Raw genomic sequence first — 23,528 nt, forward strand, 5'->3', positions numbered from 1 at the left:
GCAGTTGATTCTGCGTGTGCAGACGGCAATAAATCCACACCCCAATCGCCAATGTGACCATGATCACTTTACGCTCACCAAATATGGCATTAAACGGGATATAGCACCCCATTCAAGTCGCCCTCGCGACACCTCCGAGGGTGACGAAACGGGCGCGATGATTCATGCTCACCTCGCACATTTATGTGCGAAGGGCGAGTGGGGAGCGAACCCTTCATTACCGGCCTACATGGCTGAATTATCGCTAGTGCCGAGGGTGTCGCAGCCGCGCGCCCGAGGGGGGAGAAGTGCACCGTGCCCATTACCGAATCGCCGGATGAGAATCCGCCAAATCCGCCGTCCAGTAAGGGAGATGACGCGCCCGCACCTCGCCCACGCAAGCGCCGCAAAGCCGTGGGCGCGCTGGCCGCGCTGCTGGCCGTAGCCGTCGCCGTGCCCGTCGGATTCCAGCTGACGAAGAGCGCGCCCGAGTCCGACGCGAAGCCGCAGGTCGAGCCCGGCAAGCCGGTCACCGCGGCACAGGCGCGCCAGCAGGCGAAGGAGTCCGGCAAGGAGGTCGAGGTCACCGCCGAGCGGACGGCGAACGCCACGACCTGGGCGCAGCCGGGTGGGACGTTCAAGGCGCGGGTGTTCAACAGTGCGATTCGAGCCAAGGTCGGTGACGACTGGAAGCCGATCGACACGAACCTGCAGCGGGTGGAGGACGGTTACGCGCCGAAGGCGGTGAACGGCCGGGTGCTGTTTAGCGCGGGCAGCAAGGCCGCTGCCGGAAACGGAACGGATGGCCAGCGGGCCTCGCGTTCCCTCTCGCGGGGGACTCTGTCCCCCGCCGCGTTCAAAGCCCCCGCCCCGGACACCGCCTGGAGCGAGCTCGTCCGCCTCACGGTCGACGGCCACGACGTCGCCGTGAGCTGGCCCGGAGCGCTGCCCGAGCCGGTCATCGATGGTCCGCGCGCGCTGTACGAGAACATCCGCCCGGGCATCGACCTGCTGATGACGGCCCAGGACGGCGGGTACTCGCACCTGGTCATCGTCAAGGACAAGCAGGCCGCCGCCGACCCCCTGCTCGGCGAGCTGAACTACCGCCTCTCCTCCCCCGACCTCACCTTCGTCCTCGACGAGCCGTCCGGCGCGGTCAGCGCCCGCAACGCCGAGAACACGGAGATCGCCGGCGCCCCCACCCCCTACATGTGGGACTCCGCCGGCAAGGTCGCCACCACAGAGGGCGAGGCCAAGCCCACCCCCGGGCCGGCGGCCAAGGACCACCCCTCGCTCGGCCTGCCCGGCATCCGCGGCGCCGAAGGTGCCCACACCGCCGTGGCCAAAACGGCGCTGACCGGTGGGGGCGAGAGCACCCTCAGCATCAAGCCCGACACCCGGCTCTTCACCGATGCCGACACCGTCTACCCCGTCTTCGTGGACCCCTCCTTCAAGGGCCACAAGCAGGCCTGGACCCTCCTCTACAAGACGGAAGGGTCCTCCAGCTTCTACAACGGGCAGAATTACAACGCGGGCGGCGCAAGCGAGGCCCGCGTCGGATATGAATCCTCATCCGGCGGCACATCGCGCTCCGTATTCAATTTCGAATTCAACACGGCCCTGAACGGCGCCGTCATCAAGTCCGCATATCTGCGGGCTCTTGAAACGTACTCGTGGTCCTGCGAGCCCAAACCGTTCGACGTATACCTCACCTCCCTCATCAGCAGCTCCACCACATGGAACAACACCAACAACGACGGCTTCTGGAGCAGCCGCATCGCTACCGGCAGCGCAGCGTTCGGTTACAAGAGCGAATGCCCGGACAACTGGGTCGGCGTCGACATCAAGAGCGTCGCCGAACGCGCCGCCACCAACAAGTGGCCCGCCGTGGGCATCGCGCTCCGTTCGCCCAATGAGTCGGATCCGTACCTCTGGAAGAAGTTCCAGGCGAACGGTGAGAGCGCCCCGTTCATCGAGGTCGAGTACAACAAGCCCCCGGACACCCCGGTCCAGGCGAACATGAGCACCTTCCCCGGCGGGGCGTGCACCACCCGTGCGCCGTTCACCAAGGTCGGCAAGACCAACGTGACCTTCCAGACCAAGGCGACCGACGGCGACGGCAACCTCAAGCAGATCCAGTTCCGCGTCTGGTCCGCCGACGGCACCCAGTCCCTGCCCGGTGAGACCAGGAACACCAATAGCGACGGCGTCGCCACCGCAGAGATCGCCTGGGACAAGTTCACCCCCGGCAAAACGTATTACTGGCTCGCCCAGGCCATCGACGCCGACGGCTGGTGGTCCGGCAGCGGCCCCAACGACTCCGGCGGCGGCGGATGGTGCACCTTCACCGTCGACCACACCGCGCCCAACCCCCCGGCCGTCCGCTCCGACGACTTCCCCGCGCCCGGTCCCGACGGCGCCGAGTGGAGCAAGAACCCCTTCGGCCCCGGCAAGATCACCGTCACCGGCGGCGGCACCGCAGCGGCCGACATCCGCGAGTACCAGTGGAGCCTGAACCGCTCCGGCATGAATACGAAGGCCGTCCCCGCCGCCGGCCAGGACGCCGTCACCCTCGACATCACCCCCGACAACACCGGCCCGAACATCCTCTACGTCCGCACCGTCAACAAGGCCGGGAACGTCTCCACGACCACCACCCACCTCTTCTACGTTCGCCCGAACGCCGGTCAGGACAAGCCGGGTGACGTCACCGGGGACGGTTACACCGACACCTTCGCCATCGACCCGGCGGGCAACCTGCGCACCTACGCGGGTGACAAGACGGGCGACATCGACGGCTGGCTGCCCGGCGCCACCGACGCCGGCAAGCCCGTGCCCGCCGGCTACTGGAAGGACCCGGCCACCGGCAAGAGCGCGCTGATCACGCACTCCACCGACCTGTTCCCCGGCGACGGCCTCACCGACCTCGTCGCCCGGATGCCCGACGGCAAGCTCTACCTCTACCCCGGCGACGGCCTCGGCCACGTCGACATCAGCCGCCGCCTGGAGATCCTGCTCCCCGCCGGATCCCCGAACATCGCCACCCTCACCCAGATCATCGGGGGCGAGGACGTCACCGGTGACGGTATGCCCGACTTCTTCGCCCTCGGCGATGACGGCGACACCTTCTGGGCCTTCACCGGCTACACCGGCGCCAGCTTCTCCACGGTCAAGCAGATCGGCGGCGCCGGCTGGAAGCAGCGCGACATCGTCGGCGTCCGCGACGTCTCCGGCGACGGCGTCGCCGACCTGATCTTCCGCGACGAGTCCATGGCCAACCGCGGCCTCGCCCTGCGCAAGGGCAAGCCCGGCGCGAGCGGCGGAGTCGACCTCACCTCCCTCGCCTCCGAAGCCGCCTCCAACGGGGCCAAGGACATCACCTACGGCACCACCGGCTGGAACCGCGCTACCTGGCCCCTCCTCCGCGGCGTCCCCGACGTCACAGGCGACGGCATCCCCGACCTCTACCTCACCAACAGCAACGGCATGCTCTACCTCTACAAGGGCGGCACCGCAGCCCTCGGCGGCCCCGCCGTCGGAACCGGTGGCAACGTCGGAGAGGACGGCTGGAACACCTTCCCCGCCATCGGCTGATCACGACCACGCAGCCCTGATCCCACAGGAGTGCCCCACCGAGGAAAGCCTCGGTGGGGCACTCCCGTGAGCGCGACCTCCACGACCCGCCGCACACTCCCCGCCACCCGGCTCGCCGGCCGGACGGCCTCTCCGTACCCGGAGGTAGGTGTGGGCCCCACCCTCAGCAAGGAACCAGGACGGCCAGTGTCAGCACCCCACATACCCGTCGACACCCTCGACCGGCCGCACCGGGCACCCCGCGCCCGCCGCGCGCCCAGAGCCGGTAATGGTGACGGCCCCCGGGGAAAGCAGCTACCGCGCCACGTGCTGGCCTCGTGGCGAAGGGCCCAGAGCGCGCTGCTCGTACACCTCGCGCTCCGCCTGGTCGGCGTCGGTGTCGTCGGGCTCTGGGGACACCGCAAGGGCATCGGCCTGCACGAGATCCTGGCGACGCGCTGGGACTCGGTCTACTACCTGAACATCGCCGACCACGGGTACGCCAGCGCCATGGTCCCCGCCTGCCACATCGGCGGGCCGACCTGCAAGCTCGCCTTCTTCCCCGTCTATCCCCTGCTGACGCGCGGGCTGTCCGCCGTAACCGGAGCGCCGGCCGACTGGGCGGGCTGGGCCATCTCCCTCGTCGCCTCCCTGCTCGCCGCCTGGGGGATCTTCGCGGTCGCGGAGAAGCTCTACAACGCCCGCGTCGCCTTCTACGCCGTCGCGCTCTACGCCGTCGTGCCCCACGCCCTGGTCCTGTCCATGGCCTACACCGAACCGGTGTTCATCGCGCTGGCCGCCTGGGCCGTGTACGCCGTGCTCACCCGGCGCTGGCTCACCGCGGGCGTACTCGCCCTGCTGGTCGGGGCCACCCGTCCGTCGGGCGCAGCCGTCGTGGCCGCCGTCGTCCTGTGCGCGCTGTGGGCCCTGTTCACCGGACGCGAGCGCAGCGGCGCGCGGTGGCCGGTCGCCCGGCTGTGGGCAGCCGTACTCATCGCCCCGCTCGGCTGGTTCGCGTTCTTCGCCTGGGTCGGACACCGCATGGGCCGCTGGGACGGCTACTTCGTCGAACAGAGCCAGTGGGGCTCCACCTTCGACGGCGGCGTCTACACCGCCCAGCGCCTTCGCGAACTCGTCACCCAGCCCGGCCTCACGCTCAACCAGGTGGTGGTGTCCGCCACGGTCGTGACCGCGCTGGTGCTGCTCGTCCTCCTCGCTCGGCAGCGACCGCCGGCCGCCGTCTGGATCTACACGGCGGTCCTCGTGCTCATCGCCGTCGGAGGAGCAGGCTTCTTCCACTCCAAGGCCCGCTTCCTGCTCCCCGCCTTCCCCCTCCTCTTCCCCTTCGCCGTCGCCCTCGCGCGAGCTCGCCGGACGACGGTGTACTGGGTCCTCGGATCCGCGACGCTCGTCTCCGCCCTGTACAGCGGCTACCTCACCCTCATCTGGAACCGCTCCCCCTGACACACCGCCCACCCGCCGGGGGTACCTCAAACGCCGGCGGGGCCGGGGTTCCTCGCATCGCGGCGATATTCCGATACGGACCTAAAGGATCAGATCCACTTCTTCATCGACGTGCAGTAGTCGGTCACGATCCACGTCCGGTACGACGTACTGGTTTTCCCGAGCCTTGTTCAAAAACTCTTCCGGGAGCTCCAAGTGGTAGCGCGTCAGATAAAAAGCGAGGTCCGCGCGCCAGACCCACTCTCCGTCGGTGACGATGTTATCGCCGCCAAGGATGCGCTCGTCAGACCCCAAGATGTCCCCGACTGCCCCCATGAATACGACGAGTTCGTGTCCCGTTCCTAGATATTGCGCTACGTCGGTTTCATCTACCGATGGCTGCTGCCGGACGAAGTCACGGATGCCTCCCGCAGGCGTGCCGGCCTTTTCAGGCCAAAATTCTTGGTAGAAACCGAGAATCTTCATGATTTCACTTTCATCCATGCGATCTAGTGGGCGATGGGGAGGAACGTGCGCCCGTACCCGTCACCATAGATCTTGGGCACCTGATCGGGCCCTCCCAGAGCGCGTACGCCAACCTTGTTGGTGGGGGCGAGTACAGGGACTCCCAGCTGGTTGGCCACACTCTGAGCGGCCGGCACCTCCAAAACGCCATCGGCGACCGTCCCCATGCGGCATGAAATAAGCCGAACCGGACCTCCGGTATAGCTGGGATTGTTCTGAATGGCCTCGACTATGTGCGTTGGGTTGGTGTTGCCTGCAGAGAATCCCTTGCCGGCAGCGTTGATTCGACCGGGTTCGAAGTATCCTTGATTGTTGCCATGAATAACTACATCATGATACCCAGGTTTGGGAGCCACCAGATCAAGGTTCGTCATGGTGCTGGAGTCGTAACCGATGCCCGTTGAGCCTTTTCCGTAATAGACGGGATCGCCGGTTGAAAGATCCGAACTGGGAGGCAGTTTAGGCGGTACCGCAACAGTGGAACCCTCCTGGTTTTTCAACCACCAATCCCGACGAGTCCCCATATTCGCTGACGGTCTCACCTGTACGCCTCAACCGCCGGCGGGGCTGGGATCCAGCCCGCCCGGCGATTGAGGGCCCGCCGGAGGCAGTGCCAGCCCCCGCCGCTACCCCGACGCCCCGTACACCCCCAGCGGCGCCTCCGCCGCCGCCAGGAGCTTCGACGCCGCTTCGCCCGCCTCCGACGGGGACCAGCGGGCCCCGCGGTCAGCGGTCGGGCCCGGGCGCCAGCCCTGCATGACCGTGATGCGGCCGCCCTCCGCTTCGAAGACGCGGCCCGTGACTCCGGCCGAGGCGTCGGAGCCGAGCCAGACGACCAGGGGGGAGACGTTCTCCGGGGCCATCGTGTCGAAGGCTCCGGCGGCGGGGGCGGCCATGGTCTGCGCGAAGGTCTCCTCCGTCATCCGGGTCCGCGCCGCCGGGGCGATCGCGTTGACCTGGACCCCGTAGCGGCCCATCTCCGCCGCCGCGACCAGCGTCATGCCCAGGATCCCCGCCTTCGCGGCGCTGTAGTTGCCCTGCCCGACCGAGCCCAACAGGCCGGCTCCGGACGAGGTGTTGACGACCCGGGCCGCCACCTGCCGCCCCGCCTTCGCCTCGGCCCGCCAGTGCGCGGCCGCGTGCTTCAGCGGCAGGAAGTGCCCCTTGAGGTGGACCCGCATCACCGCGTCCCAGTCGTCCTCGTCCAGGTTCACGAGCATCCGGTCCCGCAGGAAACCCGCGTTGTTGACCAGGGTGTCGAGCCGTCCGAAGGCGTCCAGGGCGCACTCGACCAGCGAGGCCGCGCCCTGCGTCGTGGCGATGTCGCCGCCGTGGGCCACCGCCTCGCCGCCCAGTGCCCGGATCTCCGCCACCACCAGCGCTGCCGGGGCGTCCGGCCCCGGCAGCCCGTCGAGGCCCACCCCGAGGTCGTTGACGACGACCCGCGCGCCCTCCGCCGCGAAGGCCAGCGCGTGGGCCCGGCCCAACCCCCGCCCCGCACCCGTCACGATCACTACCCGGTCTTCTGCAAGTCCCATGTCACGTCTCCTTGTTGGCGGTTGCGGCGTCCAGGAAGGCGGGGCGTTCGCCGCCGCCGTGCAGCAGCAGGCTCGCGCCGCTCACGTACGCGGCCCGGTCGGAGGCGAGGAAGACGGCCGCCGCGCCCACGTCGGCGGGTTCGGCCAGCCGGCCGAGCGGGACGGTCGCGCCGACGGCGGCGATCCCGTCCTCGTCCCCGTAGTGCAGGTGGGAGAGTTCGGTGCGGACCATGCCCAGGACCAGGGTGTTCACCCGCACCTCGGGCGCCCACTCGACGGCCATCGAGCGGGCCAGGTTCTCCAGCCCCGCCTTGGCGGCCCCGTAGGCGGCGGTGCCCGGCGAGGGGCGGGTGCCGCTGACGCTGCCGATCATGACGACGGAGCCGCCCGCCGCCCGTAGCAACGGGTACGCGGCGAGCGAGGCGGTCATCGGCGCGGTCAGGTTGAGGGCGATCACGCGCGCATGGCGCTCCAACTCCCCCTCGCCGAGCAGGCGGTACGGCGTCCCGCCCGCATTGTTGACCAGGCAGTCCAGCCGCCCGTACCGCTCGGCGACAGCCCTGAAGAACTCCCCCACCGCCACCGGGTCCCGCAGGTCGACGGCGGCGAAGTGGGCCTCTCGGCCGTCCACCCGCACCGCTTCCTCCGGCGGGCGGCGCGCGCAGACGACGACCCGCGCGCCCGCCGCGAGGAACGACCGGGCGATGCCGGCGCCGACGCCCCGGGTGCCGCCGGTGACGACGACCACCCTCCCGTCCAGCTCCATAGGCTGCTACCTTCCTCCCCTAACAAACGTTTGGTGGAAAGGTAGCTGATCCGCTCATGGGTGTCTCCACCGCAAGCCCCGGCAAGGGCATCGCACTCGTCACAGTCGACTTCCCACCGGTCAACGCCCTTCCCGTGCAGGGCTGGTACGACCTCGCCGACGCCCTGCGCGCCGCGGGCCGCGACCCCGAGGTCCGGTGCGTGGTGCTGGCGGCCGAGGGTCGCGGCTTCAACGCGGGCGTCGACATCAAGGAGATGCAGCGCGACACCGCGCACGGCGGGCACGGCGCGCTGATCGGTGCCAACCGCGGGTGCTACGAGGCCTTCGCGGCCGTGTACGAGTGCGAGGTGCCGGTGGTCGCCGCGGTGCACGGCTTCTGCCTCGGCGGCGGCATCGGCCTGGTCGGCAACGCCGACGCGATCGTGGCCAGCGACGACGCCACCTTCGGGCTGCCGGAGCTGGACCGGGGCGCGCTCGGCGCGGCCACCCACCTCTCGCGGCTGGTGCCCCAGCACCTGATGCGCGCCCTCTACTACACCTCGCGCACCGCCACGGCCGCCGAGCTGCACGCGCACGGCTCGGTCTGGAAGGTGGTCCCGCGCGAGGGGCTGCGCGCGGCGGCCCTGGAGCTCGCCGCCGAGATCGCGCTCAAGGACGGCTACCTCATCCGCCTGGCGAAGGCGGCCATCAACGGCATCGACCCCGTGGACGTCCGGCGCAGCTACCGCTTCGAGCAGGGCTTCACCTTCGAGGCCAATCTCAGCGGGGTCGCCGACCGGGTCCGCGACACCTTCGGAGGCGAGGAACGCTCATGACCGACAAGACCATGACCCCCGACGAGGTGGTCGCACGACTGCGCAGCGGAATGACCATCGGGATCGGCGGCTGGGGCTCGCGGCGCAAGCCGATGGCCCTGGTCAGAGCGCTGCTCCGGTCGGAGATCACCGATCTCACCGTCATCTCCTACGGCGGCCCCGACGTCGGCCTGCTGGCCGCCGCCGGGAAGATCCGCAAGCTGGTGGCCGCCTTCACCACCTTGGACTCCATTCCCCTGGAACCGCACTTCCGGGCCGCCCGCGAGCGCGGCGCCTTCGCCCTCACCGAGATCGACGAGGCCATGTTCATGTGGGGGCTGACCGCCGCCGCGAACCGGCTGCCCTTCCTGCCCGTCCGGGCGGGCCTCGGCTCCGACGTGATGCGGGTCAACCCCGAACTGCGCACGGTGACCTCCCCCTACGCCGACGGCGAGGAGTTCGTCGCCGTACCCGCCCTGCGCATGGACGCGGCCCTGGTCCACGTGAACCGCGCCGACCGCACCGGCAACGGCCAGTACCTGGGCCCCGACCCCTACTTCGACGACCTCTTCTGCGAGGCCGTGGACAGCGCGTACGTCTCCTGCGAGCGGCTCGTCGAGACGGCGGAGCTGACCCGCGGGGCGGCCCCGCAGACCCTGCTCCTCAAGCGGCACTCGGTCACCGGGGTCGTCGAGACCCCGAACGGCGCGCACTTCACCACCTGCGCCCCCGACTACGAGCGCGACGAGCCCTTCCAGAAGGCGTACGTCGCCGCCGCCGCCGACCCGGCCGCCTGGGCGGAGTTCACCGCCCGCTTCCTGTCCGGCAACGAGAAGGCCTACCAGTCCGCCGTCCAGGCCTGGCACGAGGAGCAGCAGAAGTGACCACCCCAGCCACTCCCGAACCAACCACCCCCGAACCCCCCACCCGCGCCGACTACTGCGCGATCGCCTGCGCCGAGGCCTGGCGGGACAACGGCGAGGTGCTCGCCAGCCCCATGGGTCTGATCCCCTCGATCGGCGCCCGCCTCGCCCGCCGCACCTTCTCCCCCGACCTGCTGCTGACCAACGGCGAGGCGTTCCTGGTCGGCCCGGACGGCTCCACCGAGGGCTGGTTGCCCTACCGCCAGCACCTGGCCATGGTCACCGGCGGCAAGCGGCACGTGATGATGGGCGCCAGCCAGATCGACCGGTTCGGCAACCAGAACATCTCCTGCATCGGCGACTGGGAGCAGCCCGCCCGCCAGCTGCTCGGCGTCCGCGGCGCGCCCGTCAACACCCTTAACAATCCGGTCAGTTACTGGATCCCCAAGCACTCCTCGCGGGTCTTCGTCGAGCACGTGGACATGGTCTCGGGCGTGGGCTACGACCGCGCCGCCGCGGCCGGCCCCTCCGCGACCCGCTTCCACCGCATCCCCCGCGTGGTGACCAACCTGGGGGTCTTCGACTTCGAGACCCCGGACCGGTCCATGCGGATCGCCTCCCTGCACCCGGGGGTGAGCGTCGAAGAGGCCCGCGCCGCCACCGGCTTCGACCTCATCGGAGCCACCGATCCGCCCACGTACACCCGCGAGCCCAGCGCCGCCGAACTCCGCCTGATCCGCGAGGAACTCGACCCCCGCGCCACCCGGCTGCGCGAGGTACCGGCGTGATGGAGAGCGCCGCGACGGACAGCGGCCCGACGGCACCCCGCCCCATGGAGACCGCCCTCACCAAGCTCGTCGGCATCGAGCACCCGATCGTCCAGACGGGCATGGGCTGGGTCGCGGGGCCGCGCCTGGTGTCCGCCGCCGCCAACGCGGGCGCGCTCGGCATCCTCGCCTCCGCGACGATGACCGTCGACCAGCTGCGCGGCGCGGTGCGGGAGGTCAAGTCCCGTACGCGGGCGCCCTTCGGGGTCAACCTGCGGGCCGACGCCGGCGACGCGGCCGAGCGGGCCCAACTGATCATCGACGAGGGGGTCCGGGTCGCGTCCTTCGCGCTGGCGCCCTCCAAGGAGCTGATCGCACGGCTCAAGGACGCGGGCGTGGTGGTGATCCCGTCCATCGGGGCCCGCCGCCATGCGGAGAAGGTCGCGGCCTGGGGCGCGGACGCGGTGATCGTGCAGGGCGGCGAGGGCGGCGGGCACACCGGGGACGTGGCGACGACCGTACTGCTGCCGCAGGTGGTGGACGCGGTGGACATCCCGGTGATCGCGGCGGGCGGCTTCCACGACGGGCGCGGCCTGGTCGCGGCCCTCGCCTTCGGGGCGGCCGGCATCGCGATGGGCACCCGGTTCCTGCTGACCTCCGATTCGACCGTCCCGGACCCGGTCAAGGCCCGCTACCTGGCGGCCGGTGTCAAGGACGTCACGGTGACCACGGCCGTGGACGGGCTGCCGCACCGGATGCTGCGCAGCGAGCTGGTCGTCGCGCTGGAGCGGGCGGGCCGTACCCGGGCGCTGGCCAAGGCGGTCCGGCACGCGGCGTCCTTCCGCCGGATCTCGGGCCTGAGCTGGCCGCAGATGGTCCGTGACGGGCTCGCGATGAAGCACGGCAAGGACCTGTCCTGGAGCCAGGTCCTGCTCGCCGCCAACACCCCCATGCTCCTCAAGGCGTCCATGGTCGAGGGCCGTACGGACCTCGGCGTCATGGCATCGGGCCAGGTCGCGGGCGTGATCGAGGACCTTCCGTCCTGTGCGGAGCTCGTCACCCGCGTCATGGCCGAGGCACACGCAGTGCTCCGCGCCCTGCCTCCGGCAGGGTGATCCCCCTTCTCCCCTTCAGGAGTCGCACCGATGAGCCGTGCCCGAATCCGCCTGGCGGCGACCGGAGTGCTTCTCTCCGCGCTCGCCGTCGGCACCCTCCCGGCCTCCGCGTACGCCGCGAACGCCGCGCCGACGCCGGCCACCGCCCCCACCACGGCCCGGCACCCCCAGTACCCGCAGCACCCCCAGCAGCCGGCGGACACGATCCGCCGGATCCCGCTCCAGGGCGCGGTCAACGTCCGTGACATCGGCGGGTACCGCACCCTCCTCGGCGGCCAGGTCCGCCAGGGGCTCGTCTACCGCGCCGACGCGCTCGGCAAGCTGACCGACGCGGACCTCACCACGGTCTCCGGTCTCGGCCTCACGAAGGTCGTCGACTTCCGCATTCCCATGGAGGTGCAGTACGACGGGGCCGACCGGCTGCCGGCGGGGCTGACCTCCACCTCGCGCCAGGTCAGCGACCGGGGCCTGTACGGGTTCCTGGTGGGCGCGATCGCCACCGGCGACCCGGTCAAGCAGGAGCAGATGCTCGGCGGCGGGCGGGCCGAGGCCTACATGCGCGAGGTCTACCGCACCTTCGTCACGAACCCGGACAGCCGGGCCCAGTTCGCGGCGACGCTGCGGGACATCTCGGACGGCAAGCAGGGGCCGCTGCTCTACCACTGCACCTCGGGCAAGGACCGGACGGGCTGGCTCAGCTACGTCCTGCTGCGGGCGCTGGCCGTGCCGACGGCCACGGCCGAGCAGGACTACCTGGCCTCGAACACCTTCCGGGCCGCCTACGACGCCCAGGTCCGGGCGGGGCTCAAGCAGTCCGGCCGGATGCAGGACCCGGACCTGCTGATACCGCTCCAGGAGGTCCGCCAGGACTACCTGGACACGGCGACGGCGCAGCTGGAGGCCGACTACGGCAGCTTCTACGGCTACCTGACGGACGGCCTCGGGCTGGACCTGCGGACCCTGGCGAAGCTCCAGGTCAAGCTGGTCCGCTCGTAGCGGGCGGGCATACGAAAACGCCGGGCGGCGCACAGTGTGTGCGCCGCCCGGCGTTTTCTCACGTGATCGATCAGGCGCTGGGACGGCCCGAACCGGCGCCGCCGCCGGTCGCGCGGCGACGGCCCTGGCCGAAGCCCTGGCTCGCGCCCTGGGCGCCACCGCCGCGGGTACGGGTCGACGCGCCGCCACCGCCACCGGCACCGGAGCCGCCGCTGCGGCGGCCCTGGCCGCCCGCGCCGGAACCGGAGGTCGCGGAGACCGAGGCCGTGCCGCGGGCGCGGCGCGGACGCTCGCCCGAGGCCGAACCCGCGCCGCCGCCCTGCGGGGCGCCGGAGCGGCGACGGCCGCCACCCTGGCCGCCGCTCTTGGCCGCGGTGCGCGGCTTGGCGGGGGTGGGCTGCGGCACTTCGAGCACCACGGGGATGCCGGAGGGCACGCGGGCGCCGGTGAGGCGGACCAGTTCCTCGTCCGAGGAGCGGATCTGCGCGGTGCGGGGGTTGATGCCCGCGTCCGACATGAGTCGGGTCATCTCGCGCTTCTGCTCGGGCAGGACCAGGGTGACCACGCTGCCGGACTCACCGGCGCGGGCGGTACGGCCGCCGCGGTGCAGGTAGTCCTTGTGGTCGACCGGCGGGTCCACGTTGACGACGAGGTCGAGGTCGTCGATGTGGATGCCGCGGGCCGCGACGTTGGTGGCGACCAGCGCGGTGACCTCGCCCGTCTTGAACCAGTCGAGGGTGCGGTTGCGCTGCGGCTGCGAGCGGCCGCCGTGCAGGCCGGAGGCGCGGACGCCGTCCGCGAGGAGCTTCTTGACCATGCGGTCGACCCCGCGCTTGGTGTCGACGAACATGATCACCCGGCCGTCACGAGCAGCTATACGCGTGGCCACGGCCTTCTTGTCGGTCTCGTCCATGACGTACAGGACGTGGTGCTCCATCGTGGTGACGGCGCCGGCCGACGGGTCGACGGAGTGCGAGACCGGGTCGACCAGGAACATCTTGACGAGCTTGTCGACGTTCTTGTCCAGGGTCGCGGAGAACAGCATCCGCTGACCGCCGGGCTCGACCTGCTTGAGCAGCGCGGTGACCTGCGGCATGAAGCCCATGTCGGTCATCTGGTCGGCTTCGTCGAGGACCGTGATCGAGACCTGGTCGAGGATCGCGTCGCCGCGCTCGATGAGGTCCTTCAGGCGGCCGGGGGTGGCGACGAGGACCTCGGCGCCGCGGCGCAGGGCGCCGGACTGCCGGTTGATCGACATGCCGCCGACGACGGTGGTGATGCGCAGGTTCACGGCGGTGGCGTACGGCGTCAGCGCGTCCGTCACCTGCTGGGCCAGCTCACGGGTCGGTACGAGGACCAGCGCGAGCGGCGCCTTCGGCTGGGCGCGGCGGCCGGCCGTACGGGCCAGCAGGGCCAGGCCGAAGGCGAGGGTCTTGCCGGATCCGGTGCGCCCGCGGCCGAGGAGGTCGCGGCCCGCGAGGGAGTTCGGGAGGGTGGAGGCCTGGATCGGGAACGGCTCGGTGACACCCTGGGCCGCGAGGGTCTTCAGCAGCGCGGCGGGCATGTCGAGGTCCGCGAAGGCGGCCACCGGAGGGAGGGCCGGAGTGATCGGGTCCGGCATGGTGAATTCCTGCGGCCGGGCAGGCTGGGCGGAACCGCCCTTGGGCCGGCCGCCGCCAGCCTTCGGACGTCCCTGGGCAGCACCCCGACCCCTGACGGGACGGCGGCTGGGACGTGCGGAGCTGGAGCTGGTCATGCGGGAAAGCCCTCCTGGAACCGGCAGAAAACTTTTGGACGAACAACACACAAGCCGGGGCCCGCACCTCACGGTGCGGACCCCGGCCGTGCGAAGAGCGTCAGGCAGGCAGGATGTTCTCGGCCTGCGGGCCCTTCTGGCCCTGGGTGACCTCGAAGGACACGCGCTGGCCCTCCTGGAGCTCACGGAAGCCCTGGGTGGCGATGTTCGAGTAGTGCGCGAAGACGTCCGGGCCGCCGCCGTCCTGCTCGATGAAGCCGAAGCCCTTTTCCGAGTTGAACCACTTCACGGTGCCAAGTGCCATTTTTAAATCTCCTGAATAGGTGGCAAGGGCCCCATCCGGAAGATGCCGGAAACAAAATAAGCGCCTGAGGAGCAATCCCGTCAGGCGCACATAAAGTTCATGGGTACCACAACTGCAACGTCTCCAACGTACCACAGGAAGACCGCGAAGCCCTGATCCGAGTGTGTGACCCACGTCGCCCGTGTCGCTCTCGGCGCTCCCCGGAGGGCCTCCGGGGAGCGCCGTCGGTCAGAGCCGCTCGATGATGGTCACATTGGCCTGACCTCCGCCTTCGCACATCGTCTGGAGCCCGTAGCGGCCCCCCGTGCGCTCCAGCTCGTGCAGCAGGGTCGTCATCAGCTTGACCCCGGTGGCCCCCAGCGGGTGGCCCAGCGCGATCGCTCCGCCGTTCACATTCACCCGTTCGGGATCGGCTCCGGTTTCCTTCAGCCAGGCGAGGACGACCGGCGCGAAGGCCTCGTTGATCTCGACCAGGTCGATGTCGTCCAGGGACATCCCGGTCTTCTTCAATGCGTACGCCGTCGCGGGAATGGGTGCGGACAGCATGCGGATGGGATCCTCGCCGCGGACCGAGAGGTGGTGGATGCGGGCCCGCGGGGTCAGGCCGTGCTCGGCGACGGCCCGCTCGGAGGCGATGAGCATCGCGGCCGCGCCGTCTGAGACCTGGGAGGAGACGGCCGCGGTGATGGTGCCGCCCTCCACGACGGGCCTGAGCCCCGCCATCTTCTCCAGGGTGGTGTCCCGGCGCGGGCCCTCGTCCGTGCGGACGTCACCGTAGGGAACCGTTTCCCGGGCGAAGCGGCCCTCGTCGATGGCGCGCAGGGCCCGCTGGTGCGAGCGCAGCGCGAACTCCTCCATGTCGCGGCGGGTGATGCCCCACTTCGCGGCGATGAGCTGGGCCCCGTGGAACTGGTTGACGGGGGCGTCGCCGTAGCGGGCGCGCCAGCCCGCCGAGCCGGCGTAGGGGCCTTCGGTGAGGCCGAGCGGTTCGGCGGCCTGCCGGGAGGCGAAGGCGATCGGGATCATCGACATGTTCTGGGTGCCGCCCGCGACCACCAGGTCCTGGGTGCCGGACAGGACGCCCTGCGCGGCGAAGTGGACGGCCTGCTGCGAGGAGCCGCACTGGCGGTCGATCGTGACGCCGGGGACCTCCTCGGGGAGCCCGGCGGCCAGCCAGGCGGTCCGGGCGATGTCGCCGGCCTGCGGGCCCACGGTGTCGAGGCAGCCGAAGACCACGTCCTCGACGGCGGCCGGGTCCACCCCGGAGCGCTCCACGAGGGCGCGCAGGACGTGGGCGCCGAGGTCGGCCGGGTGGACCCCGGACAGCCCTCCTCCGCGCCGGCCCACGGGGGTGCGTACCGCGTCGACTATGTAGGCCTCGGGCATCGGGACTCCTAGGTGAGGGTTCAGGTACGGAGCGCGATCCCGTCCAGCACCATCGAGAGGTACTGGCGGGCGATCTCCTCGGGGCTGTGCTGGCCGCCCGGCCGGTACCAGGACGCCGCCACCCACACCGTGTCGCGCACGAAGCGGTAGGTGAGGCGGATGTCCAGGTCGGCCCGGAAGACCTCGGCGGCGACCCCCCGCTCCAGCGTCCCCAACCACGCCTTCTCGAACTTGACCTGCGAGTCCGAGAGGTAGTGGAAGCGGGGCTGCGCGGAGAGGTGCCGGGACTCCTTCTGGTAGATCGCGACGGCGGCGCGGTGCCGGTCGATCTCCCGGAAGGACTCGGTGACGAGGGCCTCGATGGTCTCCCTGGGGCCGAGCCCGGCGTCGAGCACGCTGTCGTAGCCCTGCCACAGCTCGTTCAGGAAGGTCGAGAGGATCTCGTCGAGCATCGATTCCTTGGAATCGAAGTGGTAGTAGAGGCTGCCGGCGAGCATCCCGGCGGCGTCGGCGATCTTGCGGACGGTGGTGGCGTTGTAGCCCTGGGCGGCGAAGACCTCCGCGGCGGTGTCGAGGAGCTCCCGTCGGCGCTCCGGCGAGGCCGTCACCTGCTTCTTCTGGTTCGTTGGCACGCGCCCATTGTGGTCCCAGCAGTCCCCGCGCTCCTCATCGCACTACGCGTGCTGGCTGCTGACCGATACGGTCTCGCCCGTCATGTACGACGAGTAGCCGCTGGCCAGGAAGACGATGACGTTGGCGACCTCCCACGGCTCGGCGTAGCGCCCGTAGGCCTCCCGGGCCGTCAGTTCGTCCAGGAGCTCCTCGCTGGTGACCTTCACCAGGTGCGGGTGCATGGCCAGGCTGGGGGCGACCGCGTTGACCCGTACGCCGAACTCGGCCGCCTCCAGGGCCGCGCAGCGGGTCAGCGCCATCACCCCGGCCTTGGCGGCGGCGTAGTGGGCCTGGCCGGCCTGGGCCCGCCAGCCGATGACGGAGGCGTTGTTGACGATGACCCCGCCGGTGCCCGCCGCGCGCAGGGAGCGCATCGCGGCGCGGGTGCAGCGGAAGGTGCCGTTCAGGGTGACGTCGAGGACCTTGGTCCACTGCTCGTCGGTCATGTCGACGAGGGCCGCGGTGCCGCCCAGGCCGGCGTTGTTGACGACGACGTCCAGGCCGCCGTGCCGCTCCTCGGCGAGCGCGAACAGGGCCCGGACCTGTTCCTCGTCGGTGACGTCGCAGGGCAGGGAGGTGATCCGGTCGGCCCCGAAGTCGGCGGCCAGCGCCTGCTCGGTCTCCTTGAGGCGGCGGGCGTGCGCGTCGCTGATGACCACGCAGGCCCCCTCCTCCAGGAAGCGGCGGGCGGTGGCGCCGCCGATCCCGGCGCCGGCCGCCGCGGTGATCACGGCCGCACGGTCCTTGAGCAGGCCGTGCCCGGCGACGTACCGGGGAGCGGTGGCGTTCATGCCCGAACCTCCTTGGGAAGGCCGAGGATCCGCTCGGCGATGAGGGTGCGCTGGATCTCGTCGGAGCCGGCGTAGATCGTGTCGGCCCGGGAGAAGAGGAAGAGCCGCTGCCAGTCGTCGAGGTCGTACGGGTCCCCCGCGTCCCCGGCCGCGAGGAGGGAGGCGGCTCCGCGCACGTCCATGGCGAGTTCGCCCAGGTCCCGGTGCCAGCGCGCCCAGGAGAGCTTGGCCAGCGGGGGCGCGGTGTCGGGGCGCAGGGCGGCGGCGCGCAGGGCGTCCAGGCCGATCCGGGCCCGGACGAGGCGGTCGCGCAGCAGCGGGTCGGCCAGCGCGCCGCACGCGCGGGCCGCCTCGACGAGGGCGTCGAACTCGCGCCGGAAGCCGACCTGTTGGCCGAGGGTGGAGACCCCGCGCTCGAAGCCGAGGGTGGCCATGGCGACGGCCCAGCCCGCTCCCGGCGCGCCGACGACGTGGGCGGCGTCGGTGCGGGCGCCGTCGAAGAAGACCTCGTTGAACTCGCTGGTGCCGGTGAGCTGGACGATCGGGCGGACCTCCACGCCGGGCTGGTCCAGCGGGACCAGTAGGTAGGACAGGCCCGTGTGGCGGCGGGAGCCGGGGGTGGTGCGGGCGAGGACGAAGCACCACTGGGCTTCGTGGGCCAGCGAGGTCCAGGTCTTCTGGCCGTCGATGCTCCACGCGCCGCCCCGGAGGGTGGCGCGGGTGCGGACGGCCGCGAGGTCGGAGCCGGCGCCCGGCTCGCTGTAGCCCTGGCACCACAGCTCCCGGGCGGCCCGGATCGGGGGCAGGAACCGCCGCTTCTGCTCCTCGGTGCCGTGGGCGATGAGGGTGGGGCCGAGGAGCTGTTCGCCGATGTGGCCGACCCGGGCGGGGGCGTCGGCGAGGGCGTACTCCTCGTGGAAGGCGATCTGCTGCTCGGTGCTCGCTCCGCGGCCGCCGTGCTCGACGGGCCAGCCGACGCAGGTCCAGCCGTGGGCGGCCATGTGCCGTTCCCAGGCGAGGCGTTCGGCGAAGGCCTCGTGCTCCCGGCCGGGTCCGCCGCGCCCCTTGAGCGCCGCGAACCCGCCGGTGAGGTGGGTCCGTAGCCACTCCCGAACCTCGGTGCGGAACTCCTCGACGCTGCTCATGGCCGTACGTTAACCTACCAAACACTTGTTAGGGAAGGTCGCTCGTGAAGGATGGAAGTCGTATGCCCGCCCAGCCCACCGACGGCGCGCCCGCCGCGCCGGAGCCGGAGCCGGTGCTCTACGAGCGCCGCGGCCCGGTCGCGTACGTGACGATGAACCGCCCCCGCTACCGCAACGCGCAGAACAGCGCGATGACCTACGCCCTGGACGCCGCCTTCTACCGCGCCGCCGACGACCCGGAGGTCAAGGCCGTCGTCCTCGCCGGCGCGGGCGAGCACTTCTCGGCGGGCCACGACATCGGCACCCCCGGGCGCGACGCCCACCTCCCCTTCGAGCGGCGGGCCGGCCTGTGGTGGGACCACACCGGCCGCGCCGGCGCCGAGTCGCGCTTCGCCCGCGAGTCCGAGGTCTACCTGGGGATGTGCCGCCGCTGGCGGGAACTGCCGAAGCCGGTGATCGCCTCCGTACAGGGCGCGTGCGTGGCGGGCGGGCTGATGCTGGCCTGGGTGTGCGACCTGATCGTGGCGAGCGAGGACGCCTTCTTCGCGGACCCGGTCGTGCGCATGGGGATCCCCGGGGTCGAGTACTTCGCGCACCCGTGGGCGATGCCCCCGCGGATCGCCAAGGAGTTCCTCTACACCGGCGACCGGATGCCCGCGGGGCGGGCGTACGAGGTCGGCATGGTCAACCGGGTGGTGGCCCGGGCGGAGCTGGCGGCCGAGACCGACCGCCTGGCCCGGCGGATCGCCGAGATGCCCGCCTTCGGACTGGCCCTGACCAAGCGGGCCGTCAACCAGGCCGAGGACCTCCAGGGCCTGCACAGCGGCATGGACTCCGTCTTCGGCCTGCACCACCTGGCGCACGCGCACAACGCGGAGACGGCGGCCGACTCGCTCGGCGGAATGAACATCGCGGCGATGAAGGAGGCGAGGCGCTGATGGACCTGACCCACACGGCGGAAGTGACCGCGTTCCGGGGCGAGGCCCGGGACTGGCTGCGCGCGCACGTGCCCGCGCGGCCGCTGCCCTCGCTGGAGAGCGCCGAGGGCTTCGCCGCGCACCGGGAGTGGGAGGGCCTCCTCGCGGCGGACCGCTGGTCGGTGGTGTCCTGGCCCGAGGAGTACGGCGGCCGGGGCGCGGACATCGTGAAGTGGCTGGTCTTCGAGGAGGAGTACTTCGCCGCCGGGGCGCCGGGCCGGGTCTCGCAGAACGGCATCAACCTCCTCGCCCCCACCCTCTTCGACCACGCGAGCCCCGCGCAGCGGGCCCGCGTCCTGCCGTCGATGGCGAGCGGCGAGGTGATCTGGGCGCAGGCCTGGTCGGAGCCGGAGTCCGGCTCCGACCTCGCCTCGCTGACCTCGCGCGCGGAGCGCACCGAGGGCGGCTGGTTGCTCTCGGGGCAGAAGACCTGGTCCTCGCGGGCGGCCTTCGCGGACCGCGCCTTCGGCATCTTCCGCACGGAGGCGGGCACGCCCAAGCCGCACCAGGGGCTGACGTACCTGATGTTCGACCTGCGGGCCCCGGGGGTGACCGTACGACCCATCGGGCGCCTGGACGGGAAGCCCGCCTTCGCGGAGCTGTTCCTGGACGGGGTGTTCGTGCCGGACGAGGACGTGATCGGCGAGCCGGGCCAGGGGTGGCGGATCGCGATGTCCACCACGGGCAACGAACGCGGGCTGACCCTGCGCTCCCCCGGCCGGTTCCTGGCGGCGGCGGACCGGCTGACCGCGCTGTGGCGGGAGCGGGCGGATGCCGAGGGCGGTACGGACACCGCGCTGCGCGACCGGGTCGCGGACGCGGTGATCGGGGCGCGCGCCTACGAGCTCTTCACCTGGGCCAACGCCTCGCGGTTCGCGGCGGGCGAGACGATCGGCGCGGAGTCGAGCCTGAACAAGGTGTTCTGGAGCGAGTACGACATCGCCCTGCACGAGAGCGCGCTGGACCTGCTGGGCGCTGACGCGGAGCTGGCGGACGGGCCGTGGGCGGAGCCGTGGCTCTTCTCGCTGGCCGGGCCGATCTACGCGGGCACCAACGAGATCCAGCGCGACATCATCGCCGAGCGGCTGCTCGGCCTCCCGAAGGGCCGCCGCTGATGCGCTTCCTGCCGACCGACGAGCAGTCGGACTTCGCCCGCACCCTGCGCGCGCTGCTGGGCGCCGCGGACGTGCCGGCCGTCGTACGGTCCTGGTCCGCCGGGACGTACGGGCCCGGGCGGGCCCTGTGGTCCCGGCTCGCGGACACCGGGCTGCTCGCGCTGGCGGCGCCGCAGGAGTACGAGGGGCTGGGCCCGCTCCCCGTCGAACTGGCCCTGGGCTTCGTGGAGCTGGGGCGCGCGGCGGTACCGGGGCCGCTGGTGGAGACGGCGGCGGCGGTGGCGTTGCTGTCGGATCTGGGGGACGACGCGTTGGCGAAGCGGTTCGTACCGGGCCTGGTCTCGGGCGGGGCGGTGGCGACGCTCGTCCTGCCGGGCGGGGGTCCGTACGCCGTGGACGCCGTGGCGGCCGACCACGTCTTCGCCGTCTCGCCGGGGGGAGAGCTGCGCCTGGCCGCCGGTCCGGGGGCGGAGCTGGCCTCCCTGGACCCGGCCCGGCGCCTCTCGCTGCCCTCCCCCGGCGGCGAACTCCTGGCCTCGGGCCCCCAGGTGACGGCGGCGGCCGCGACCGCCCTGCGCTGGGCGCGGCTGCTGACGGCGGCGCAGTGCCTGGGGGTGGGCGAGGCGCTGCTGGCGCGGACCGTGGAGTACGCGAAGCAGCGCACGCAGTTCGGGGTGGCCATCGGGTCCTTCCAGGCGGTCAAGCACCGGCTGGCGGACACGCTGATCGGGCTGGAGTTCGCGCGGCCGCTGGTGTGGGCGGCGGCGCTCGGCCTGGACCCGCGGGAGATCGCGGCGGCCAAGGTCCGCGCCGGGGAGGCGGCCCACCGGGCGGCCATGACCGCGCTCCAGGTCCACGGTGCGGTGGGCTACACGGACGAACTCGACCTCTCCCTCTGGCTCCGCAAGGCCCGCCCCCTCCGCGACGCCTGGGGCACCCCGTCGACCTGCCGAGCGGAGATCCTGCCCGGCTGACCGTCCTCAACCGCCGGACGGGCTGGATACGGCCCGGCCCCCCGGGCTCCGCCCGAACGGTGTCCTCAAACGCCGGACGGGCTGGAAGTGGCCGATCCAGCCCCGCCGGACAGCCGGGCCCGGCCGATTCAGCCCCGCCGGACAGCCGGGCCCGGCCGATTCAGCCCCGCCGGGCAGCTGGGCCCGGCCGATTCAGCCCCGCCGGCGTTTGAGGCGCGGGTCCGGGCGGAGCCCGGGACGACGGGTCGCACCCGGAATCCGAGCCCCGACCCCCGGGCTCCGCCCAGGGCGCGTCCTCAAACGCCGGACGGGCTGTAAGTGGCCCAGGGCCTGTCCTCAAACGCCGGACGGGCTGGAGGTGGCCCCGGCCAAATCAGCCCCGCCGGCGTTTGAGGCGCGGCGCGGGCCCGGGTCAGGGGCGGGCGACGGACAGGGTGACGACGTACGGCTCGTCGATCAGGCCGTCGGGGAAGAGGGACAGCAGCCGGGCCCGCTCGGCCGCGCAGAAGTCCGCGGTGGGCCCGGCCCCCAGGACCAGGAAGGCCGAGTGACTGGCCAGGTTCGCCAGATGCGCGTCGACCGTGATCCGCCGCCCCCACCGCACCTCGCGCGTCACGAAGCCGAGCCCCTCGGGCAACCCCCGCGCCGGAACCCCCGGCTGCGCCGACAGGAAGGCCGCCACCCGCCCGTCCTGTTCGGCGATCCACGGCACGGACGGGTCCAGGTCGTTCCACCACAGGGCCAGCGCCCCGCCCTCCCGCAACACCCGCCGCACCTCGGGCACCGAGCGGCCCGGATCGGTCCAGTGCCACGCCTGGGCGTAGGTGATCAGGTCGAAGGCCCCGTCGGCCAGCGGCAGCCGGTCCCCGTCCCCCCGCACCAGCGGTATCCCCGGGTGCCTCCGCCGCAGCTCGGCCGCCATGCCGTCACCCGGCTCGACGGCGACGACCCGGGCCCCCCGCTCCCGCAGCAGCGCACTGGCGATCCCGGTCCCGGCCCCCACGTCCGCGACCCGCGCCCCCTCCAGCGACCGCCCGGTCAGCTCCTCGACGGCGTCGAACAGCTCCGGCGGGTACCCGGGCCGGTTGGCCCCGTACAGCGCGGCGGCGCCGTCGAAGGACCTCGCCCGGTCTCGGACATGGTCCGGCCCGGCATCCCGCGCACCGCGGAACTCGTGCACGACCTCGATCCGCCCGACGATGTGCGCGTTGAACTCCGCCAGCTCCTCCGCCGGCACCCACAGCTCCAGGATCGTCTCCCCGCCCGCCCGCTGGACCGGGTACCGGGCGAGGAACTCCGTGTCCACCTCGAAGCGGGTCACGAAGCCCGCCCCGTCGTGCTCGACGTTCCAGTCGCGGGCGATGCGGATCGCGTAGTCCTCGTTCATGACCGGGTAGAAGATCGGCTGTTCGGGCAGCCGCGGCGGCCAGGCCCGCCAGTCGGCCGCCGCCACCAGCTCCAGCTCGACGGGCCCGGTAGGCCGCCACAAGGTCGTCGTAGTCGTCATCTCCCCGACCCTAAGTGCCCCTGCGCGCCACCCACTCGGCCGCCCCGGCCAGGGCCGCGGCCGCGGCCGGGAGCGGGGTGCCCAGGAAGCCGTGGAAGACGCCGGGGAAGAGCCGGACCTCGCACTCCACCCCCGCCGCCGCGAGCCGCCGCGCGTACGCCAGTCCCTCGTCCCGCAGCACGTCGCAGTCGGCCAGCACCACCAGCGCCGGTGGCAGCCCGGCCAGGTCCGCGGCGGCCAGCGGCGAGACGTACGGGTGCGCCGGATCCGCGGCCGGGCCGAGGTAGCTCTCCCAGTACCAGCTCATGTGCGCGGCCGTGTGGAAGTGGTCGCGGGCGTACGTCTCCACCGACGCGGAGGCCATCGAGGCGTCCAGCGGCGGGTACATCAACAGCTGCGCCGCCACGAGCCCGGGCGCGCGCAGCGCGGTGACGGCGGCCAGGTTGGCCCCGCTGGAGTCCCCCGCGACCACCACCGCGGCGGGGTCGCAGCCGAGCTCGCCGGCCCGGGCACGGGCCCACAGCAGCACGGTCAGGGCGTCG

General features: G+C 71.9%; 22 protein-coding genes. 10 read left to right on the top strand and 12 right to left on the bottom strand.

Annotated elements, in window-relative coordinates; translation table 11 throughout:
* Positions 1-393: 393 nt before the first annotated feature.
* Together ACIQWR_RS28145 and ACIQWR_RS28150 are read left to right on the top strand one after the other, a co-directional pair.
* Entirely contained in the window at positions 394-3,573 is a 3,180-nt protein-coding gene (locus ACIQWR_RS28145) for a DNRLRE domain-containing protein (RefSeq protein ID WP_404014991.1), read from the top strand.
* A gap of 186 nt (positions 3,574-3,759) precedes the next feature.
* Complete coding sequence (locus ACIQWR_RS28150) at positions 3,760-5,016, top strand: glycosyltransferase family 39 protein (protein ID WP_404014994.1); 1,257 nt, start codon at positions 3,760-3,762, stop codon at positions 5,014-5,016.
* Positions 5,017-5,097: 81 nt separating this feature from the next.
* Here the strand turns inward: ACIQWR_RS28150 and ACIQWR_RS28155 are convergent, their stop codons facing one another.
* From ACIQWR_RS28155 to ACIQWR_RS28170, 4 genes are all read right to left on the bottom strand, one after another.
* The gene (locus ACIQWR_RS28155; protein WP_404014996.1) at positions 5,098-5,481 is read right to left on the bottom strand and encodes a hypothetical protein; all 384 of its coding nucleotides are present in this window, start codon (positions 5,479-5,481) and stop codon (positions 5,098-5,100) included.
* A gap of 23 nt (positions 5,482-5,504) precedes the next feature.
* Positions 5,505-6,020 carry a hypothetical protein gene (locus ACIQWR_RS28160; RefSeq protein ID WP_404014999.1) on the bottom strand — a complete coding sequence of 172 codons (516 nt, stop codon included), beginning with the start codon at positions 6,018-6,020 and terminating at the stop codon, positions 5,505-5,507.
* 126 nt (positions 6,021-6,146) lie between these two features.
* Positions 6,147-7,058 (bottom strand): SDR family oxidoreductase, encoded by a 912-nt coding sequence (locus tag ACIQWR_RS28165; RefSeq protein ID WP_404015002.1) that lies wholly within the window; start codon positions 7,056-7,058, stop codon positions 6,147-6,149.
* 1 nt (position 7,059) lies between these two features.
* Positions 7,060-7,824 carry an SDR family oxidoreductase gene (locus ACIQWR_RS28170; protein WP_404015005.1) on the bottom strand — a complete coding sequence of 255 codons (765 nt, stop codon included), beginning with the start codon at positions 7,822-7,824 and terminating at the stop codon, positions 7,060-7,062.
* A 56-nt stretch (positions 7,825-7,880) separates the two neighbouring features.
* On the opposite strand from ACIQWR_RS28170, the gene ACIQWR_RS28175 reads away from it, so the two are divergent.
* From ACIQWR_RS28175 to ACIQWR_RS28195, 5 genes are read left to right on the top strand one after another with little or no spacing between them, the layout of a single operon-like run.
* Positions 7,881-8,639 (top strand): enoyl-CoA hydratase family protein, encoded by a 759-nt coding sequence (locus ACIQWR_RS28175; RefSeq protein WP_404015008.1) that lies wholly within the window; start codon positions 7,881-7,883, stop codon positions 8,637-8,639.
* Positions 8,636-9,502, top strand: a complete 867-nt coding sequence (locus ACIQWR_RS28180; protein ID WP_404015010.1) for a CoA transferase subunit A — start codon at positions 8,636-8,638, stop codon at positions 9,500-9,502. Before ACIQWR_RS28175 ends, ACIQWR_RS28180 begins: the two co-directional genes overlap by 4 nt.
* Positions 9,499-10,269, top strand: coding sequence for a CoA-transferase subunit beta (locus ACIQWR_RS28185; RefSeq protein WP_404015012.1), 771 nt, complete (start codon positions 9,499-9,501; stop codon positions 10,267-10,269). The genes ACIQWR_RS28180 and ACIQWR_RS28185 overlap by 4 nt, the downstream gene beginning before the upstream one ends.
* 44 nt (positions 10,270-10,313) lie before the next feature.
* Positions 10,314-11,363: an NAD(P)H-dependent flavin oxidoreductase gene (locus tag ACIQWR_RS28190; protein ID WP_404015069.1), complete on the top strand. Its 1,050-nt coding sequence runs from the start codon at positions 10,314-10,316 to the stop codon at positions 11,361-11,363.
* Positions 11,364-11,393: 30 nt separating this feature from the next.
* Positions 11,394-12,359 (top strand): tyrosine-protein phosphatase, encoded by a 966-nt coding sequence (locus ACIQWR_RS28195; protein ID WP_404015015.1) that lies wholly within the window; start codon positions 11,394-11,396, stop codon positions 12,357-12,359.
* 70 nt (positions 12,360-12,429) lie between these two features.
* Here ACIQWR_RS28195 and ACIQWR_RS28200 read toward each other — a convergent pair whose 3' ends face one another.
* The 6 genes from ACIQWR_RS28200 to ACIQWR_RS28225 all read right to left on the bottom strand — a co-directional run bounded on the left by ACIQWR_RS28200 (position 12,430) and on the right by ACIQWR_RS28225 (position 18,413).
* A complete protein-coding gene (locus ACIQWR_RS28200) occupies positions 12,430-14,115 on the bottom strand; it encodes a DEAD/DEAH box helicase (RefSeq protein ID WP_404015017.1) in 1,686 nt (561 codons plus the stop codon).
* A gap of 100 nt (positions 14,116-14,215) precedes the next feature.
* Positions 14,216-14,419: a cold-shock protein gene (locus ACIQWR_RS28205; protein WP_330329894.1), complete on the bottom strand. Its 204-nt coding sequence runs from the start codon at positions 14,417-14,419 to the stop codon at positions 14,216-14,218.
* A 228-nt stretch (positions 14,420-14,647) separates the two neighbouring features.
* Positions 14,648-15,805 (bottom strand): acetyl-CoA C-acetyltransferase, encoded by a 1,158-nt coding sequence (locus ACIQWR_RS28210; RefSeq protein ID WP_404015019.1) that lies wholly within the window; start codon positions 15,803-15,805, stop codon positions 14,648-14,650.
* A 20-nt stretch (positions 15,806-15,825) separates the two neighbouring features.
* Positions 15,826-16,437 carry a TetR/AcrR family transcriptional regulator gene (locus ACIQWR_RS28215; protein WP_404015022.1) on the bottom strand — a complete coding sequence of 204 codons (612 nt, stop codon included), beginning with the start codon at positions 16,435-16,437 and terminating at the stop codon, positions 15,826-15,828.
* Between the two features lie 42 nt (positions 16,438-16,479).
* Positions 16,480-17,268, bottom strand: a complete 789-nt coding sequence (locus tag ACIQWR_RS28220) for an SDR family oxidoreductase (protein WP_404015024.1) — start codon at positions 17,266-17,268, stop codon at positions 16,480-16,482.
* Positions 17,265-18,413, bottom strand: a complete 1,149-nt coding sequence (locus ACIQWR_RS28225; RefSeq protein WP_404015026.1) for an acyl-CoA dehydrogenase family protein — start codon at positions 18,411-18,413, stop codon at positions 17,265-17,267. The genes ACIQWR_RS28220 and ACIQWR_RS28225 overlap by 4 nt, the downstream gene beginning before the upstream one ends.
* Before the next feature lie 62 nt (positions 18,414-18,475).
* On the opposite strand from ACIQWR_RS28225, the gene ACIQWR_RS28230 reads away from it, so the two are divergent.
* From ACIQWR_RS28230 to ACIQWR_RS28240, 3 genes are read left to right on the top strand one after another with little or no spacing between them, the layout of a single operon-like run.
* On the top strand, positions 18,476-19,351 hold the full coding sequence (locus ACIQWR_RS28230) for an enoyl-CoA hydratase (protein ID WP_404015028.1): 876 nt from the start codon (positions 18,476-18,478) through the stop codon (positions 19,349-19,351).
* A complete protein-coding gene (locus tag ACIQWR_RS28235) occupies positions 19,351-20,505 on the top strand; it encodes an acyl-CoA dehydrogenase family protein (RefSeq protein ID WP_404015031.1) in 1,155 nt (384 codons plus the stop codon). The genes ACIQWR_RS28230 and ACIQWR_RS28235 overlap by 1 nt, the downstream gene beginning before the upstream one ends.
* The gene (locus ACIQWR_RS28240) at positions 20,505-21,479 is read left to right on the top strand and encodes an acyl-CoA dehydrogenase family protein (protein WP_404015034.1); all 975 of its coding nucleotides are present in this window, start codon (positions 20,505-20,507) and stop codon (positions 21,477-21,479) included. The genes ACIQWR_RS28235 and ACIQWR_RS28240 overlap by 1 nt, the downstream gene beginning before the upstream one ends.
* Positions 21,480-21,891: 412 nt before the next feature.
* Here ACIQWR_RS28240 and ACIQWR_RS28245 read toward each other — a convergent pair whose 3' ends face one another.
* Both ACIQWR_RS28245 and ACIQWR_RS28250 read right to left on the bottom strand, forming a co-directional pair.
* Positions 21,892-22,659, bottom strand: coding sequence for a class I SAM-dependent methyltransferase (locus tag ACIQWR_RS28245; RefSeq protein ID WP_404015072.1), 768 nt, complete (start codon positions 22,657-22,659; stop codon positions 21,892-21,894).
* A 337-nt stretch (positions 22,660-22,996) separates the two neighbouring features.
* Positions 22,997-23,528: alpha/beta hydrolase fold domain-containing protein (locus tag ACIQWR_RS28250; protein WP_404015037.1), on the bottom strand; the 532-nt coding region annotated here is incomplete at its 5' end.

This window comes from Streptomyces sp. NPDC098789 (genome assembly GCF_044759975.1).
Taxonomy (GTDB): domain Bacteria; phylum Actinomycetota; class Actinomycetes; order Streptomycetales; family Streptomycetaceae; genus Streptomyces.

Coding starts and splice junctions, on each gene's coding strand:
- ACIQWR_RS28210 (WP_404015019.1), bottom strand. CDS start 15,805: ATGCCCGAGGCCTACATAGTCGACGCGGTACGCACCCCCGTGGGCCGG.
- ACIQWR_RS28225 (WP_404015026.1), bottom strand. CDS start 18,413: ATGAGCAGCGTCGAGGAGTTCCGCACCGAGGTTCGGGAGTGGCTACGG.
- ACIQWR_RS28165 (WP_404015002.1), bottom strand. CDS start 7,058: ATGGGACTTGCAGAAGACCGGGTAGTGATCGTGACGGGTGCGGGGCGG.
- ACIQWR_RS28230 (WP_404015028.1), top strand. CDS start 18,476: ATGCCCGCCCAGCCCACCGACGGCGCGCCCGCCGCGCCGGAGCCGGAG.
- ACIQWR_RS28220 (WP_404015024.1), bottom strand. CDS start 17,268: ATGAACGCCACCGCTCCCCGGTACGTCGCCGGGCACGGCCTGCTCAAG.
- ACIQWR_RS28155 (WP_404014996.1), bottom strand. CDS start 5,481: ATGAAGATTCTCGGTTTCTACCAAGAATTTTGGCCTGAAAAGGCCGGC.
- ACIQWR_RS28190 (WP_404015069.1), top strand. CDS start 10,314: ATGGAGACCGCCCTCACCAAGCTCGTCGGCATCGAGCACCCGATCGTC.
- ACIQWR_RS28170 (WP_404015005.1), bottom strand. CDS start 7,824: ATGGAGCTGGACGGGAGGGTGGTCGTCGTCACCGGCGGCACCCGGGGC.
- ACIQWR_RS28240 (WP_404015034.1), top strand. CDS start 20,505: ATGCGCTTCCTGCCGACCGACGAGCAGTCGGACTTCGCCCGCACCCTG.
- ACIQWR_RS28195 (WP_404015015.1), top strand. CDS start 11,394: ATGAGCCGTGCCCGAATCCGCCTGGCGGCGACCGGAGTGCTTCTCTCC.
- ACIQWR_RS28235 (WP_404015031.1), top strand. CDS start 19,351: ATGGACCTGACCCACACGGCGGAAGTGACCGCGTTCCGGGGCGAGGCC.
- ACIQWR_RS28205 (WP_330329894.1), bottom strand. CDS start 14,419: ATGGCACTTGGCACCGTGAAGTGGTTCAACTCGGAAAAGGGCTTCGGC.
- ACIQWR_RS28200 (WP_404015017.1), bottom strand. CDS start 14,115: ATGACCAGCTCCAGCTCCGCACGTCCCAGCCGCCGTCCCGTCAGGGGT.
- ACIQWR_RS28180 (WP_404015010.1), top strand. CDS start 8,636: ATGACCGACAAGACCATGACCCCCGACGAGGTGGTCGCACGACTGCGC.
- ACIQWR_RS28175 (WP_404015008.1), top strand. CDS start 7,881: ATGGGTGTCTCCACCGCAAGCCCCGGCAAGGGCATCGCACTCGTCACA.